The sequence below is a fragment of the Zobellia galactanivorans genome (assembly GCF_000973105.1).
In the GTDB taxonomy this organism is placed as follows: domain Bacteria; phylum Bacteroidota; class Bacteroidia; order Flavobacteriales; family Flavobacteriaceae; genus Zobellia; species Zobellia galactanivorans.
This window is the reverse complement of the sequence record NC_015844.1, coordinates 2,203,054-2,218,427: the sequence shown is the minus strand read 5'-3', so window position 1 is coordinate 2,218,427 and position 15,374 is coordinate 2,203,054. Positions and strand designations below refer to the sequence as shown.

General features: G+C 42.0%; 16 protein-coding genes. 7 read left to right on the top strand and 9 right to left on the bottom strand.

What is annotated here, in order from left to right:
• Positions 1-5 precede the first annotated feature (5 nt).
• The 4 genes from ZOBGAL_RS08975 to ZOBGAL_RS23545 all read right to left on the bottom strand — a co-directional run bounded on the left by ZOBGAL_RS08975 (position 6) and on the right by ZOBGAL_RS23545 (position 5,044).
• A complete protein-coding gene (locus ZOBGAL_RS08975) occupies positions 6-2,843 on the bottom strand; it encodes a CHAT domain-containing protein (protein ID WP_013993260.1) in 2,838 nt (945 codons plus the stop codon).
• 58 nt (positions 2,844-2,901) lie between these two features.
• Positions 2,902-3,537, bottom strand: coding sequence for a hypothetical protein (locus tag ZOBGAL_RS23550; protein ID WP_013993259.1), 636 nt, complete (start codon positions 3,535-3,537; stop codon positions 2,902-2,904).
• Positions 3,538-4,271: 734 nt separating this feature from the next.
• Positions 4,272-4,865: a hypothetical protein gene (locus ZOBGAL_RS08960; RefSeq protein WP_013993257.1), complete on the bottom strand. Its 594-nt coding sequence runs from the start codon at positions 4,863-4,865 to the stop codon at positions 4,272-4,274.
• Between the two features lie 5 nt (positions 4,866-4,870).
• The gene (locus ZOBGAL_RS23545) at positions 4,871-5,044 is read right to left on the bottom strand and encodes a hypothetical protein (RefSeq protein ID WP_158499721.1); all 174 of its coding nucleotides are present in this window, start codon (positions 5,042-5,044) and stop codon (positions 4,871-4,873) included.
• Between the two features lie 362 nt (positions 5,045-5,406).
• On the opposite strand from ZOBGAL_RS23545, the gene ZOBGAL_RS08955 reads away from it, so the two are divergent.
• Both ZOBGAL_RS08955 and ZOBGAL_RS08950 read left to right on the top strand, forming a co-directional pair.
• Complete coding sequence (locus ZOBGAL_RS08955) at positions 5,407-6,141, top strand: LytR/AlgR family response regulator transcription factor (protein ID WP_013993255.1); 735 nt, start codon at positions 5,407-5,409, stop codon at positions 6,139-6,141.
• A 6-nt stretch (positions 6,142-6,147) separates the two neighbouring features.
• Positions 6,148-8,124: a tetratricopeptide repeat-containing sensor histidine kinase gene (locus ZOBGAL_RS08950; RefSeq protein WP_013993254.1), complete on the top strand. Its 1,977-nt coding sequence runs from the start codon at positions 6,148-6,150 to the stop codon at positions 8,122-8,124.
• On the opposite strand, the gene ZOBGAL_RS08945 is transcribed toward ZOBGAL_RS08950, so the two are convergent.
• Positions 8,114-8,686, bottom strand: coding sequence for a DUF3109 family protein (locus ZOBGAL_RS08945; RefSeq protein ID WP_013993253.1), 573 nt, complete (start codon positions 8,684-8,686; stop codon positions 8,114-8,116). The genes ZOBGAL_RS08950 and ZOBGAL_RS08945 overlap by 11 nt on opposite strands.
• A gap of 121 nt (positions 8,687-8,807) precedes the next feature.
• On the opposite strand from ZOBGAL_RS08945, the gene ZOBGAL_RS08940 reads away from it, so the two are divergent.
• Both ZOBGAL_RS08940 and ZOBGAL_RS08935 read left to right on the top strand, forming a co-directional pair.
• Positions 8,808-9,386: a MarC family protein gene (locus tag ZOBGAL_RS08940; protein ID WP_013993252.1), complete on the top strand. Its 579-nt coding sequence runs from the start codon at positions 8,808-8,810 to the stop codon at positions 9,384-9,386.
• Between the two features lie 47 nt (positions 9,387-9,433).
• Complete coding sequence (locus ZOBGAL_RS08935) at positions 9,434-9,640, top strand: hypothetical protein (protein ID WP_046287839.1); 207 nt, start codon at positions 9,434-9,436, stop codon at positions 9,638-9,640.
• Here the strand turns inward: ZOBGAL_RS08935 and ZOBGAL_RS08930 are convergent.
• The 4 genes from ZOBGAL_RS08930 to ZOBGAL_RS08915 all read right to left on the bottom strand — a co-directional run bounded on the left by ZOBGAL_RS08930 (position 9,637) and on the right by ZOBGAL_RS08915 (position 13,207).
• The gene (locus ZOBGAL_RS08930) at positions 9,637-11,262 is read right to left on the bottom strand and encodes a S41 family peptidase (protein WP_013993250.1); all 1,626 of its coding nucleotides are present in this window, start codon (positions 11,260-11,262) and stop codon (positions 9,637-9,639) included. The two genes, ZOBGAL_RS08935 and ZOBGAL_RS08930, sit on opposite strands and share 4 nt — an antisense overlap.
• 3 nt (positions 11,263-11,265) lie before the next feature.
• The gene (locus ZOBGAL_RS08925) at positions 11,266-11,715 is read right to left on the bottom strand and encodes a deoxycytidylate deaminase (RefSeq protein ID WP_013993249.1); all 450 of its coding nucleotides are present in this window, start codon (positions 11,713-11,715) and stop codon (positions 11,266-11,268) included.
• A 124-nt stretch (positions 11,716-11,839) separates the two neighbouring features.
• Positions 11,840-12,424: a HupE/UreJ family protein gene (locus ZOBGAL_RS08920; RefSeq protein ID WP_013993248.1), complete on the bottom strand. Its 585-nt coding sequence runs from the start codon at positions 12,422-12,424 to the stop codon at positions 11,840-11,842.
• Between the two features lie 45 nt (positions 12,425-12,469).
• Positions 12,470-13,207: a tellurite resistance TerB family protein gene (locus tag ZOBGAL_RS08915; RefSeq protein WP_013993247.1), complete on the bottom strand. Its 738-nt coding sequence runs from the start codon at positions 13,205-13,207 to the stop codon at positions 12,470-12,472.
• 208 nt (positions 13,208-13,415) lie between these two features.
• Between ZOBGAL_RS08915 and ZOBGAL_RS08905 the strand changes: the two genes are divergently transcribed.
• From ZOBGAL_RS08905 to ZOBGAL_RS08895, 3 genes are all read left to right on the top strand, one after another.
• Positions 13,416-13,826 (top strand): BrxA/BrxB family bacilliredoxin, encoded by a 411-nt coding sequence (locus ZOBGAL_RS08905; RefSeq protein ID WP_013993245.1) that lies wholly within the window; start codon positions 13,416-13,418, stop codon positions 13,824-13,826.
• Positions 13,827-13,912: 86 nt separating this feature from the next.
• A complete protein-coding gene (locus tag ZOBGAL_RS08900) occupies positions 13,913-14,653 on the top strand; it encodes a lysophospholipid acyltransferase family protein (protein ID WP_046287417.1) in 741 nt (246 codons plus the stop codon).
• A 1-nt stretch (position 14,654) separates the two neighbouring features.
• On the top strand, positions 14,655-15,347 hold the full coding sequence (locus ZOBGAL_RS08895; protein ID WP_013993243.1) for an HD domain-containing protein: 693 nt from the start codon (positions 14,655-14,657) through the stop codon (positions 15,345-15,347).
• The last annotated feature ends 27 nt before the right edge of the window (positions 15,348-15,374 follow it).

Here is a 15,374-nt window from a genome sequence, read left to right as displayed (position 1 = left end):
CTGTTTTAAAGGTTTATCTGTGTGCGGCGTTTCCAAAACCAAATTAAGAACACCACCAAGGCCAGTATAGCGGCGCCCCAGTACCACCAAAAAGAATGGTCCGACAAGGGGGATCCGTCACCCGAAACAACAAAGGCCGACCAGTAATAAGGGTGTTTTAAAAGCTCGTCATCAGTACTTTCCAAATACTTCAATTTAGCATCGCGCAAGGCCCTTGTTTTTGATTTTCCTTCGGATAAGCCTTCATAAAAATCCTCCATCAGCCTTACACTGCTCTTGTCGTTTATCTTCCAAAGCGTATTGACCAAAGATTTCGCCCCGGCATAATAAAAACCCTTGGACAAACTAAGCATCCCTTGACCTTTTTGCAGTTTTCCTATACCCGTTTGACAAGCACTCAAGGTAACCATATCGGCATCTAAAGCGATGTTGTACAAGTCTTTTATATATAGGATATTATGCTGCACACTATCTGCCTCTGCACTAAATGCGAGATACGAATAGTCGGGAAAGGCATCGTTCGCCGAAGCATGGGTAGCCAAGTGCAATATATTATAACGCGAAAGGTTCGACTTGAAATAGGACAAGGTGGCCTTTTCGTCTAAAACCACTTCGGTATGGTAAAAACGATCAATTTTAGAAACCTCGTCATCGTTATAGAGTAACCTACCGAATTGCCGCACACCCTGAACCGGTCCTTCTCCGGAGAAGCTCGGCGCAAAAGCCAATACACTATTCGTTTCGGCTTTTCTTTTTGCCTTGAGTTTCATCAGCGAAGCCACCGAATTGGCATATCCGATACTCTTGGTTTTCAAAACATAGTCGTCATTATCACTTAAAAGATCAAAAGGCAAGTAATGCAATACCCCATCGGGAACTATAGTGACCTCTTCACCATCAAAGCCCCGCAAGGGCCGCTCCAGCAGTTTTTCAAAAAGCTGGCCACCGAGTTCCTTGATAGGTTCTTGACCCGTTAAGGAAGGATGGGAGAGCAATCGGTACAATTCTTTTACTTTATTTTGGTCGTCTTGGTCAAATGGGAGCTTTATGAACTTTTCACCCTGACCATGCAACATGATTACGTAAAGCCAATCATCGGCAACGGTATAGGAAACCAATGCCGAGCCATCTTTCAAAACCCTTTTCTTTACGCCGGCCAGATCAAGACGTTCACTCTCGTATTTTAACTCGTAGTATTTAGGAAAGTCGGTTCTCAGTTTTTTCAAAAGACCATAGTACTCTTGTTTCAGGTCGAATAATTGTTCTTGATAGTTGGTAATGGTATCCGTAGCATCGAATAGTTGTTTTTCCAAATGGGTGATGCCTGCCCTCAATTGCACTTCTTTATTCAACAATTGTGGAGGTACGCCACCATATTTTGTCGCTTGGGCATTCCGCAGGGCTTCCAGCAACACAAAGTCTTTGTTTTTTTCCGCGATATTCAACGCAAACCCTATCGTTTTTGACGAAGGATTTCGTTCATAACTCCTATACACTATCGCTAGCATACGGTAAAAAATAGGATAGACCCGTTCGGCCAAAAACTGTTTGTCCAGTTTACTGTCAAATTCACCTTTCAGTGCATCAAAGGTTTTCAAAATGGCGTCACTGGTCCGTAAAGCTTGTTCTTCATAATTGAGCTCGCCGGTTTTCCCCAAAGCCATTTGTAAAAGCTGCAGTTTTATATCGAGCAAATGCAAAAGTTGGATTTTGGAAAAGGTTTGATCGGGACTAGGATTGCTTTCGGAATCGGCAATATGGTTTCCGGCATTTAGAAAAGCGTCTTGAACCGCCTGCAGCCCTTGCTTAAAATCCATGCGCCGTAAATGCAGTTCGGCTATCTTCCCATACGCCTCGGCTATATCTTGGTGCGGTTTGTTGCGTCGGTACTCTTGGTACGACTTCAAGGTCTTTTGATAATAGGACAAGGCCGTTGAGAACTCCTTTTTTCCTAAAAAGGCATCACCATATATCATATCGACTTCCTTTTTAAACGGATTGTCTTCGGGCCTGATGACATTGTTTTCGTTCAAAACCGCTATGGCCGAATCAAAATCTTCTTGATTGATATAGTTCTTGGCCAAGAGCATATAGGTAGACAGAAAGTTATTCTTAAATCTCGGGTTATCGACCTTGGTTTTGTAAAAAATCAAGGCTTCCTGTAACAATCGATTGGCCTCTGTCGTGTTGTTTTGGTCTTCATACACCTGCGACAATAATTTTTTAGTATTAAAACCGACCGACCGGGCATCTTCAATACTATCGCTATACGTTTCTATCAGCCTCAAATCTTGGGTGTAATAAAACTCGGCCTGTTCATATCTCCCCGTGTGCCGGTGTATCAGCCCTAAAAAGCTATAGATGGCGGATAAGGTATCGATATCCAAGGCGGTAAGTTCATTTTGGGGTATCGATTTCAGTTGGCCATAGAGTTCTAAAAAATAATTCTGGGCCGTTACATAGTCTTTAAGCTTATAGTGATAATTTCCCCTGTCAAAAAGCAATCTTTGCTCGTATACCTGTTTTAGTGCAAAACTATCAAGGCGGGCATCACTTTCAAGCAGTGTGCCCATACGCTCCAGATTGTCTCCGTACTGTTCAAGGTCATAAAAATTACTATTGGCATTGATCAAGTAGCTAAGTCCCCCCATCAGCACATCTAAATTATCCTGCGCATCGGCCATAGAAATGACCTTGTCATAATAAAAATAGGCGCTGTCTTTATTGGTGTAATGGTTTTCAAAAGCACGACCGAATGCCTCATCTAACCCGATTGAATCTACTTGGGAGACCCCTTGGGCGATAAAAACAAAGAAAAACCCTATACAGTGTAGATATTTCATAAAATAAAGTCCCTCACAAGATACACAAGGAAGGACTTTAATTGAATTAAAAATTGATTCATTCTTTATAAACGGGCACCTGCAAGACAATTTCTTGACCAAATTTGCGTATATCCGTTTTTTTGATAAGCATGGTAGCATCTCCATTAAAATCTCCCTTAAGCATAATGACCGTTTTGCCATCTTTCAACTTTTGGGGAGAAGAACCCTTAGCCAGCACATTGTTTTTTTTGTCCACCACAATTACCTCGACCCCTTCTAGACCGTCGGTTATTTCAATGCCATTGAAGTCGCTGATATTTATTTTCGGGACACACCCTAATCGAGGGTCGTCAAAACAACCCCTTGGCGGTCTTGGAGGGAACTTGCCCCCCCTCGGCATAACGATACTAACGAGCCCGGTTTTATATTCACTAAGCGCCGATTCTTTTTTTTGGGCCATTTCCAACTTGGCAATCTCGCCCTTGCTCCCTTTGTTAAGGTCAATACCTTCCTTCAACTTCGCAATTTCCTGTCTTACCACTGTAAGGCTCTGTATGGTTCCCAATTTGTAGAGTTCTGCCCCATTCAGGTATTGGGGCTCTTGAAAATGGTAATATCCGAAATTGGTAGCGGTCAACTCTTCTTCCGGAGCTTCTGTTCGAGTACACGACAGGCTCAACAGCATAATCGTGGTCAATAGTACATAGTTCATAGTTTTCATATTTAACAGTTCTGTTTAGGTTAGTTACCCCTGCCGCAAAAAGGTTAACACGAGTATTCATTTTTCATGCTAAATATGATTGTAATTTACCCAGGCCACAATCAATCATGTTCAATCGGTAAATTTTTATGTACCGATGAACCTATTTCTTGTATCAATAGCAAACACCCCTTCTTACCCTTTCTTGAAAAAAGTAATACAATTCGCTCAAAACAAGCGTTTTACAGCAAAGACATAAACATAAAAAAGCCGGAAAAAATAAATTTCCGGCAAAGTTAAATAAGGTATGATACCGCCAAACCGTACGGTTCCTCTAATGTATCAAAATCGATTATTACCAGAAAGGGTGCTGATTCAGGTAGTTCCCCCGAAACCTATAATCGAGCAATCACTTTTCCAACAAGTTGGACGAGTGTTCCCCAAAGTGGTTTCATTAGACGGACAATTCATGTTCTTTATCTTAACACGACGCCTAGAACCGTACCTTTTTGGTTGGCAGTTTCATAAAATTGTAGCTAGTTCCCCATTGATTTTTTGTATATAGTTATGCTTGGTCTATTCTTCTATATTTATGCCCTAAGGCGTACTCATACTTGGCTTATAGCAATCGGGGGGATGGTAAAAATAAGCATTTTCTTTACACCGCGCACTATACACAAGCATATTTGTACATTCTAACTTGATCACTGGTAGAATATTACAAATAACGCTACATGCAAGAAAACTTAGCGTTTCGCAAGCATGTTTTCATAGGTCTCCACCTCTTTTTTGACGGCAGTGAATTTTCTTTTCACCTGAATGATTTGACCCTCAAAATTTTGAAACTGAATATGGATATCACCACTCATAGACAGTCCATTATACTCATTGACCGTAAAGGTGCCGTTGTAGGCAAAAAAAGGCTTTTCGCCCAAATCGTCAACATTGACAAAACCGAACACTCCCTTAAAATCTTGTAGAAAACTCTCTGCATTGGGCCGTACCGTATATTTCTTCAACAAATTGGTGGTATCGGCCGAAGACATTGAAACTAGAATACCCATTACATTTTCGCGCTTATCGGCATTGTTCATCATTAACTCGAGTGTAGTATACAAACGACCATTCTTAGAAGCTATATCATTCATTTCAAATACCATAGGAATGGCCAATGCTTCGTCTACATCGCTCATAGCGGATATCATAGGATAAACCCCGTCTTTATTTTCGGCATTGACAAAACCATTTTCTACCGTTTCACTAGACAGGAACAAGAACGAAAACAATATCCAAAAACTAAATTTACCTGCTCGTATAAAAAATTGAAACAAATCGTTCATATCTATCAATTTTTTGAGGTGAGTACTGACTCTTCCGAAAGCTCATTCATTGTGTTTTCGACAAATTGTTCGTTTCCTAAACGATTCTTGTCAAAATTACTTTTCCCGTCTTGATTGGTATACATTGCTACTATTAGCAGCACTACCAATACCGTGAACATAACAACACACTTTCTCATTGTAATTCTTATTTAGTTCAACCTTACTGCGGTTTGACATCAAACCTTAATGGGGAAACATTAATATCCATCACAATTTCAAGCCTAAATTAGCCTTGACCTTATGAGCTTTACAGGCCTTATGTGTAAATGGTGCTTTTTTCTGTATAAATAGCACTTTGCCTGCTTTTAGGGGGATTTTGGTGTTAACAAAACCCTAATTATGTGGGTAAAATCAATAATCGCGCCAATTTTTAACCTTTAAAACCATATTTACATTTTTTTAGGCCGATTATACGAGAAACCCATCCAACGGCACATCTTTTTTTTAGAAACCACGGTATACCATTAAATTTGATTAATTTACCTTAAAGCTGAATTCTATGTTAGAAGCCGTAATTGTTGATGATGAAATTAAGGCATTGCAAAGCCTATCTTGGGAATTGACCAATTTCAGTGACGAAATTAAGGTCGATGCTTCATTTACCGACCCTTTTGAAGCCCTGAGCTATCTTGAAACACACACTCCCGATTGTCTTTTCTTGGATATTGAAATGCCGACTATGGACGGGTTTCAATTTATCCAAAAGCTTACCAACAAGAACTTTCCGGTGGTCATCACTACGGCCTATAACCAATATGCCATTAAAGCATTGAAAAACGAGGCTATTGATTACCTTTTAAAACCTATAGATACCGACGATCTTAAGGAAACCATTGTCAAAATCAGAAGGTACAACGCCAAAAACTATACGGCCGAGCGGTTAGAGAAATTGCTCTTAAACTTTAATTCTAACGCCAAGCACAAAAAAATAACCTTTAATACCGATGGCAAACTGGTGTTTTTAGACAGCGACGAAATTCTGTATGCCGAATCGGATGGGAACTACAGTACTATTTTCTTGGCCGATGGCCATAAGATCGTACTCACCAAAAAACTGAAAGAAGTCAATGAACTGCTTCCTGCCGATACGTTTTTCAGGATCCACAATTCATACATTATCAACCTTACTAAAATAAAAGAATTCTTAAAGACAGATGGCTATGTAATACTCGAATCGAACCATAAGATTCCCGTTTCCAGGCAAAAAAAATCGGACTTTCTGGATATGCTATAAAACTTAATGCAGTTTCAACGGATACATATTAAAAATTCCCTCATCTTTTATTACCCACCTATGGCCATAAAGGTGATTTGCCTTGTGTTTTTTTCATGTATTACTTTTTGCCAGGCACAATTTGTTCCCTCATCGTTCAAACAAACTGTTGACAGCCTGATCCATGCGGCCCCAGAGACCTATGGGGAAATACACTCCGTACTACAACCCTATAAGAGCGATACCATTTTAATGCGCTACCTGTCCAATACCACTTTAAAGGAGAACTACTTGCCCGGACGCACCTATGCCCTAAATGAATTGGGCAGGGTCTACCGCAACACCTCACAATACACCAAGGCCATAGCATTGCATAAGGAAGCCCTAGAAATAGCCAATTCAACCAATAACATTGAATTTAGGGTCGCCAGCCTAAACGATTTGGGAGTCGTATACCGACGAACCTCATCGATTCGTACGGCCATGGACTACAACAAAGAAGCCCTTGAACTGGCTGAAAGTGTCAAGGAAAAATCAAAAAGTCTAAAAAAGAGCATAAACGTGTCCCTTAACTGTATAGGCAACCTATACATTATGCTGAACCAATACGGGCAGGCCATTGAGTACTTTAAAAGGTCGATGAAACTCGAGTCTGAACTCGGGAACACCTTGGGCATGGCCATCAATTATCAGAATATTGGGGAATGCCAAGAACATCTAGGTGAATTAGACGAAGCCCTCAGCAACTACCGCACTTCATTGGCCTATAACGAAGAAATAAACAGTGATATGGGCCGTGTAATCTGCAAGAACAGCATTGGCCAGATCTACCTGAAGCAAAACCGCATTACCGAAGCATCGAATCTTCTGAGGTCTACCTTGCCACTTGCCGAAAAATTGGGAGATGGCTTTTTGATATCGCCCATTTATACGAACATCGGCTGGTCTCAAATGGCAACGAACAATTTTTCCGGTGCGGAAGAAAACATTCTCGAAGGCCTACGCATAGCCGAAAAGTATAATTTACGGGCAGAAGCGGCCAGGGCCAACCATTTGCTGACGGAACTCTACCAATATATGGGCGATTACAAAAAGGCCTTGACCGCCAATATGAGGGCCTATGAACTCGACGAGGAAGTAGCCAATGAGAGTACCGTACGCTATGTTAACGACATCATCTTTAAATACGATTCGGAAAAAAAGAACAATCAGATACAAAGGCTCGCGCAAAACTACGAAATAGTCCAAATGGAACTTCGAACCAGTCGCACCACCTTGCTTATCGGGGGTATCGCCCTAGCCCTTTTGGCCGGCATATTCTACATATTGTACCGACAATACCAACTAAAGAACGAAAAGAAACTACTCACCCTTGAACAAAGCATGCTCCGAAGCCAGATGAATCCGCATTTTTTGTTCAATTCGTTGAACAGTATAAAACTGTACATCATCAACAATGAACAAAAAAATGCAGTCCACTACCTGAACAAGTTCTCTAAATTGGTACGAAAAATATTGGAAGCTTCATCGATGCGCGAAATTCCCCTTGCCGAAGAGCTCGAGACGGTTGAACTCTACATGAACATTGAAAACATCCGCTTCTCGAATGAAATCGACTTTAAGGTTCGCATCGATGAAGGTGTCGATACGCATACGATAAAAATTCCATCGCTAATTTTACAGCCTTTCTTAGAAAACGCCTTGTGGCACGGCCTTTCGTCAAAAACCGGAAAAAAATCCATCGACCTTCATATTTCAAAAGACCAAGAACAATACATTCACATTTCCATTACGGATAACGGTGTAGGAAGGGAAGCCGCGGAAAAGTTAAAATTGAACAAGATTCTCAAACGCAAGTCGGTCGGAATAGATATTACCAAGGAACGTCTGGCCAATTTCTCAAAAGACTTTCAGAATTCGTTCGAAGTTGAAATCGTAGACCTCTACCATGAAGATGGAACATCGGCAGGCACAAGGATTATTTTACATATTCCTACGGTTTAGTATGCTCTTCGGCCACTTCTTCGAGTTCTTTGTACCAAGCCTCGCCGAACTTACGGATCAGCGCTTCTTTTACAAATTTGTAGATGGGCACTTGCAGCTCTTCCCCTAAAGCACACGCGGGATCACAAATGCTCCATTTATGGTAATTAACTGCGGTCAACTCGGTGTATTCCCTTATACGAATCGGATATAGGTGGCATGACACGGGTTTTTTCCAATTGATCGCGCCATCGTTATACGCCTCTTCAATACCACATTTTGCCGTACCGTTTTCAGAAAACACGACGTAGGCACATTCGCTATCGTTGACCAATGGGGTTTCCCATTCATCATCTTCGCCTTTGATAAACGCACCTTGTTCTTCAATGGCATCTATACCCTCTTTTCTGAGGTAAGGCTTGACCTTACTGTATATGTCCACCAAAATTTCGGTTTCATCTTCATCAAGCGGAGCGCCTGCATTACCGTCAACGCAACATGTACCCTTACAGGCAGAAAGATTACAGACAAATTCGTTCTCTATAATCTCTTCAGATACGATGGTCTTACCCAATTGAAACATAAATACCTATTTAGATATGCAAAGATACTTTTTAAAGGGGGATTTTGACCTAGTAATTTATTTGAAGTTGCATGCCGCTAATCCGTTTTAATAAATGTAATTTTGCCGAAAATTTAAAAGTATGAAGGTACATTTCGATTTTCGGGAAATTGCCACGGCCACAATGATCCTCTTTGCGGTCATCGACATTTTAGGAAGCGTACCTATTATTATAGGCTTACGAAAAAAAGTGGGGCATATCGAGTCAGAAAAGGCGTCGGTGGTATCATTGGTCATCATGATCGCCTTTCTTTTTGTCGGAGAGAAAATACTGAAACTGATCGGCATAGATGTCTACTCCTTTGCCGTTGCGGGATCTTTCATTCTTTTCTTCCTGGCCCTTGAAATGATATTGGGAATTACGCTGTACAAGGAAGACGAGCCCGAAAGTGCCTCGATCGTACCGATTGCATTTCCGCTCATTGCCGGGGCAGGTACCCTTACCGCATTGCTTTCACTAAGGGCCGAATATCATGTTGAAAACATCATTGTTGCCATTACTATAAACACTATTTTTGTATATATCGTTCTGAAATCTTCAAAACGCATTGAAAGTGTTTTGGGTAAAAACGGACTGAATATTATACGAAAGGTCTTTGGTGTTATTCTCTTGGCCATTGCGGTAAAACTGTTCGCCGCCAACATCAACGAGCTTTTCTAGTAGGATAATTGCTTTCGAAAGTTGCCGGAAATATTAAAAAACATACCATGAACAAGACATTCACCTTAATTTTAATCGCATTGGCCGTTGCGCTGATTGCCTACAACGTCACTATTGTCGATTTTCAAGACCCGCTCAATGGAGACAGCACTATAGCCCTTATCGGCATTGTGGCCTCTTTATGTGCCGTGCTGCTACTTTTGATCTTCAGGACGAGCAAAAAGATCCAGAAAAAAATAGAACAGCGAGATTAGTCATTGATTTCAAGGCCTTCCGCCTGTTGCTCTTGCGCTTCGGGCTTGTCTAATTTGAGTACCTCTTGCAGCATTTTATCTTGGGCACTTTTTATTTTTGCATGGATATTGGGCCCGAACAACTGCTCGGCCAAGGCCGCCTTTAAATACAATTTGATACTGCTTTCATACTTGTAGAAGTCCATTCTAAGGTTTCGCCTAATGGAGTAGTCGACAAATTTCTCAAATAGGATATCATCTACCCTAAAGTCTTCTATAAATTCCTTTTCGGTCAACGAGCTATAGCGCTTACGATCGTCATCTAGATGTTCGAATATAAAATAAGAAAGCCAGCCGAAGCTATCCATACTTTCTACCGCTTCCTCTTCATTGGTACCTATTGGAACGAATACGTCGGGAATAATGCCCCCGCCACCATAGACTACCTTGCCCTTGGGCGTAACAAATTTGAGCGAATCGGCTACCTTGATACTATCTACCGAGATCAACTCGCCACTGTGATATCGGTCGGTAAATTTTTGGTAATAGTCTTTATTGCCGTTTTTATACGTCTTTTGAATGCTTCTTCCCGTTGGGGTATAATAACGTGATACGGTCAAACGAACGGCAGAACCATCGCCCAGTTCCATTTCGCGCTGCACCAAGCCCTTTCCAAAAGAACGACGCCCTACAATGGTCCCAATATCGTTGTCTTGCAATGCCCCGGCTATAATTTCACTTGCCGAAGCCGACCTTTCATTGATCAGCACATATACAGGCTTATCTTCAAAACTTCCCTTGCTCGTGGCGTGAATCTTGTTCACTTCCCCTCTTTTGTTCTTTGTAAAGAGTATGAGTTTTCCTTTTTGCAAAAACTCGTCGGCCATCTGTTCGGCCACACCAAGATACCCACCGGGATTATCCCTTAAATCAAGTGTCAACTTGCGAGCCCCCTGCTTTCTGAGTTCCGACAGGGCTTGTTTAAATTCCTTATAGGTAGATTCGGCAAAGCGATTGACCTTTATATAGGCCATATCATCGGTAAGCATAAAATAGGCCTCGACGCTTTTTATGGGTACGATATCGCGTTTTACATTGACCGTAAATACTTTATCCTCTTGCTTTCTGTACACCTGCAATTTTACGGTACTGCCCTTTTCACCTTTGAGCTTTCCTACAATATCATCGTTGCCCAAGTCTTTACCGTACAGCGTATCGTTATCGGCCATTAAGATCCGATCGCCCGCTTTGATTCCTTTTAGATAACTGGGCCCTTTAGGTATGGTTCGTATGACCGAAATGGTATCTTTATAAGGGTAGAAATTGATGCCTATTCCCACAAAATCCCCCTTCATATTCTCCGAAACGCGATCCATCTCATTTTTAGGGATATAGACCGAATGCGGATCTAATTTTTCGAGAATTTGATTTACGGTAACATCAACAATACTATCGGTATCAACATCATCTACATACTCATAGTCGATATAATCGATCAAGCGGTTAAGCTTGTCTTTTTTTGAGTTGGTAGTGAACAGCCTTTCGGGGGTATCGGCAAAATGCAACTTTCCCCCAACAAAAATGCCCAAGGCAAGTGCCGCCGCTATAACCGTTGGCCATATATAGTTTTGCTTTCGCTTCATAAATTAGATTGTCTGGTCTACCTCGACCTCTATTTCGGGCATATGTACCAGTTCGACATTGGCACGTTCTAAAAAATCCAAGCCCGAATTGTCTTTGTAGGCCGTTTTGTATACAACACGTTTTATGCCAGACTGGTGGATCAACTTGCTGCATTCGCGACAGGGCGATAATGTAATATACAGGGTAGCCCCTTCACACGACTGGGTGGAAGACGCCACTTTACTGATGGCATTGGCCTCGGCGTGCAAAACATACCATTTGGTATATCCTTCGTCGTCTTCACAAATATTGTCAAAGCCCGTTGGTGTGCCATTATAACCATCGGAAATGATCATTCTATCCTTTACAATAATGGCGCCTACTTGTTTGCGTTGGCAGTACGACAACTTTCCCCATTCTTGGGCCATACGCAAATAAGCCTTGTCGTATTTGGTCTGTTTTGATTTTTCCATCTAATGCGAAGATACAACACTCTGTATCACTAGCTTTTATCTATTTGTAAGACTACTAAGATACCCGCTTTGAAAAAGACCGACAATAATTGGCGGTTAATTTTTAGTGAAAATAAATTAGTGACTATATCGGAAACGTACGAACCAGCATCGGTATTGTCAAGAGAAGGATTAAAATAGACGTAATACCCACATAGTACACTTTTTTAAGTTTTGCTCCGGAAACAACGGCCCAACCCAATACCAAAACGGACAGAACAACGGTAACCTGTGAAAGTTCAATGCCCGTGGCAAAGCCTAAAAGGGGCACCAACTTGTCGTCTACCTCGGCCATCAACATCCTAAAGTAATTACTGAAACCAAAACCGTGTATCAGACCGAACACAACTGTGGCAATGGCATGCCAGACTATGCTTTTTTGGGCCGTTTGGACCTTGAGATACACCAAATTAAACATAGCCGTAGCCATAATCGTCACGGGAATCAAGAACTCGATAAGGGCTACATCAACCCTAGCGACCCCATAAGCACTCAATGCTAAGGATAGGCAGTGCGCAATGGTGAAGACGGTAGCCAACAAGACCACTTTTTTCCATGTTTTGAATGAGAAGGGAACGGCCAATGCCGCCAAAAAAAGAATATGGTCGTACGCGTTAAAATCAAGTACATGCTCCAGACCCATCTTTATGTAAAACAGAAATTCTTGCATTTTCTACAATTTTATATGACTATGGGAAGAACAAAAATAGCAGGCCTACAAACCTCTTTCGGCCTGAATCTCCTCATAGGCTTTTTGCACTTCCTTAAATTTCTCCTCGGCACCCTTTTTAATGGCCTCATTCTGCGTGTTTACGCGATCGGGGTGATATTTTTTGGCCATCGTACGATATGCCTTCTTTACCTCGTCGTTAGTGGCAGACTTGTCGATCTCAAGAATTTTATAGGCATTGTTGACCGATTTTATGAACATGGCCTTGATGCTTTCAAAATCGCGCAAGTTTACCCTCAAATAACCCGCAATTTCACGGATCTTATCTATCTCCGGATTACTGACGGAACCGTCGGCCTGGGCAATTCCAAAAAGAAAGTGAAGCAACTGCAAGCGAACCTCGTAACGCGTTCTTTGATTTAAAAACGTACAAATACGTTCCGCCGATATCTCGTGTTTTTTGTTGATATCATTGAACGTCCTGAAAATGGCATTGGCCTTATCCTTTCCATAGGTGCTGACAAAATATTGCCGAACATAATCCAATTCACGTTGACTTACCGTACCGTCTGCCTTGATCACAATGGAACACAAAGACAACAAATTGAGCTCAAAATCGGCCGGCGACACTTTCTGTCTCGCCATATCCCCAAAAATGGCCTGCCCCCCTGCACTACCACTTATCTTAAAACCATCGATCAGACTTCCTACCAAGTAGCCCAAAATAGCGCCCGGAAACCGAAAGAAATAATACCCTATGATGGCCGCTAACCATTTGATCATGCCTTTTCTAAATTTGGGCAAAGATATTAAAAGGAGGCAGAACTAAGGCATCAAAAAAGCCGTGAGTCATCTTTGTTTCGGCAAAGAATGCCATTGCCCCACGGCCATAATCCCTCCCAAGATGCTTTTTCTCAAAGGAAACGTTAAGTCTATCAACAAAATGCGACAAATTAAGTATCTTTGTTAACCACATTAAAATTAAAGATTTATGTATCCTCCAGAATTGGTAAAACCTATGAGAGACGACTTGGCTTCCGCCGGGTTTGAAGAATTATATACGGCCGAAGCGGTCGAAAATGCAATTAAAAAAGAAGGTACCACCTTGGTAGTAGTAAACTCCGTGTGCGGTTGTGCAGCGGCCAATGCAAGACCGGCAGCAAAGTTGAGTCTTCGCAATGCCAAAAAGCCCGACCATGCGGTAACTGTCTTTGCAGGTGTAGATATCGAAGCAGTTAATGCGGCAAGAAACCTTATGGTTCCTTTTCCTCCATCATCGCCTAGTATGGCACTTTTTAAAGATGGCGAATTGGTTCATATGATAGAACGCCACCATATTGAAGGTAGACCGGCAGAATTGATTGCCGAAAACCTAATTAGTGCTTACGACGAGTTTTGCTAAGACTTTAATTTATTGCCCTTCCCTCGTAAAAGGGAAATAAAATAAAAAAACCGTTTCACAAAGAAGCGGTTTTTTATTTTTGCACCATGCAAAAGCTATTCGCATATCCGCTTACCTTACTCTACATGATTTTCTTCGGATTGTGTCTGTTGGTGTTTCACCCTATTCAGTGGATCTGCTTCAATCTTTTTGGATACAATGCCCACAGGGCCAGCGTTGCCTTGCTCAACCTCTCGCTAATGCGCTGTACCCATATTCTGGGAACTACCTATTCATTCAAAAACCCCTATAATATTCCCACGGACCGGCCCTTGATCATAGTGCCGAACCACCAGAGCATGCACGACATCCCTCCCATCATCTGGTTCATGCGGAAGCACCACCCTAAATTTGTCAGCAAAAAAGAACTCGGCAGGGGCATTCCTAGTGTTTCCTATAATCTAAGACACGGAGGCTCCGTACTGATCGACAGAAAAGACAGTCGCCAATCACTGACCGAAATCGCCAAGCTCGGACGCTACATAGAAAAGCACAAGCGAAGTGCCGTCATATTCCCCGAGGGCACCCGAAGCCGTACCGGGCACCCCAAACCCTTTAAGGCCACCGGTTTGAAACTTCTTATGAAAAATGCCCCTTCGGCCTTAGTGGTCCCGATAAGCATCAACAATTCATGGAAGATGCTCAAATACGGTAAATTTCCCAACGGTATTGGAAACCATATTAGCTTTCAAGTACACGAACCCATTGAAGTCACTTCTGATTTCGATTCCGTTTTGGCCGAAGCCGAACGGAAAGTCGTATCGGGCGTAACTTCCTTTAAATCATAAGATGAGCGACCCTGAAATTATAGAACAGACCATTGCTTTTGCAAAAGAGACTTTACAAGGGGCCGAAGGCGGTCACGATTGGTTCCATATCCAACGTGTTTTTAAGAACAGCTTGCTTATTGCCAAAGAAGAAAACGTAGACGTTCTTGTCGTTGGTCTTGGCGCCCTTTTACACGATATTGCCGATGCCAAATTCAACAGTGGTGACGAAAGTGTGGGACCAAAACTCGCCCAGCAATTTTTGGCCGAGCTCAAAGTAGACCCAAAAATCGTTGACCACGTGGTCAAGATTATCGAAAATATCAGCTTTAAAAATTCACTTGAATCACAACAGGGCCAAAAATTCGACTCCTTGGAGCTACAAGTGGTGCAAGATGCCGACCGCTTAGATGCCCTAGGTGCCATTGGTATCGCCAGGGCCTTTAATTATGGTGGGTTTAAAAACAGGGAACTCTACAACCCCGATATTGCCCCAAATCTAAAAATGACCAAGGAGGAATATAAAAAATCAAAAGCCCCTACCCTCAACCATTTTTACGAAAAGCTTCTTTTGCTAAAAGACAAAATGAATACGAAAACCGGCAAAAAACTGGCCGAAAGGCGACATCAATTTATGTTGGACTACCTTGAGGAATTCTATAAAGAATGGGACCCACTGGTCGCTACAACACCATTTAACAATGTAAACGCATAGGAAAGCCCTGCATTCCCTTTCTCTTTT

Coding starts and splice junctions, on each gene's coding strand:
- ZOBGAL_RS08975 (WP_013993260.1), bottom strand. CDS start 2,843: ATGAAATATCTACACTGTATAGGGTTTTTCTTTGTTTTTATCGCCCAA.
- ZOBGAL_RS23550 (WP_013993259.1), bottom strand. CDS start 3,537: ATGAACTATGTACTATTGACCACGATTATGCTGTTGAGCCTGTCGTGT.
- ZOBGAL_RS08960 (WP_013993257.1), bottom strand. CDS start 4,865: ATGAACGATTTGTTTCAATTTTTTATACGAGCAGGTAAATTTAGTTTT.
- ZOBGAL_RS23545 (WP_158499721.1), bottom strand. CDS start 5,044: ATGAGAAAGTGTGTTGTTATGTTCACGGTATTGGTAGTGCTGCTAATA.
- ZOBGAL_RS08955 (WP_013993255.1), top strand. CDS start 5,407: ATGTTAGAAGCCGTAATTGTTGATGATGAAATTAAGGCATTGCAAAGC.
- ZOBGAL_RS08950 (WP_013993254.1), top strand. CDS start 6,148: ATGCAGTTTCAACGGATACATATTAAAAATTCCCTCATCTTTTATTAC.
- ZOBGAL_RS08945 (WP_013993253.1), bottom strand. CDS start 8,686: ATGTTTCAATTGGGTAAGACCATCGTATCTGAAGAGATTATAGAGAAC.
- ZOBGAL_RS08940 (WP_013993252.1), top strand. CDS start 8,808: ATGAAGGTACATTTCGATTTTCGGGAAATTGCCACGGCCACAATGATC.
- ZOBGAL_RS08935 (WP_046287839.1), top strand. CDS start 9,434: ATGAACAAGACATTCACCTTAATTTTAATCGCATTGGCCGTTGCGCTG.
- ZOBGAL_RS08930 (WP_013993250.1), bottom strand. CDS start 11,262: ATGAAGCGAAAGCAAAACTATATATGGCCAACGGTTATAGCGGCGGCA.
- ZOBGAL_RS08925 (WP_013993249.1), bottom strand. CDS start 11,715: ATGGAAAAATCAAAACAGACCAAATACGACAAGGCTTATTTGCGTATG.
- ZOBGAL_RS08920 (WP_013993248.1), bottom strand. CDS start 12,424: ATGCAAGAATTTCTGTTTTACATAAAGATGGGTCTGGAGCATGTACTT.
- ZOBGAL_RS08915 (WP_013993247.1), bottom strand. CDS start 13,207: ATGATCAAATGGTTAGCGGCCATCATAGGGTATTATTTCTTTCGGTTT.
- ZOBGAL_RS08905 (WP_013993245.1), top strand. CDS start 13,416: ATGTATCCTCCAGAATTGGTAAAACCTATGAGAGACGACTTGGCTTCC.
- ZOBGAL_RS08900 (WP_046287417.1), top strand. CDS start 13,913: ATGCAAAAGCTATTCGCATATCCGCTTACCTTACTCTACATGATTTTC.
- ZOBGAL_RS08895 (WP_013993243.1), top strand. CDS start 14,655: ATGAGCGACCCTGAAATTATAGAACAGACCATTGCTTTTGCAAAAGAG.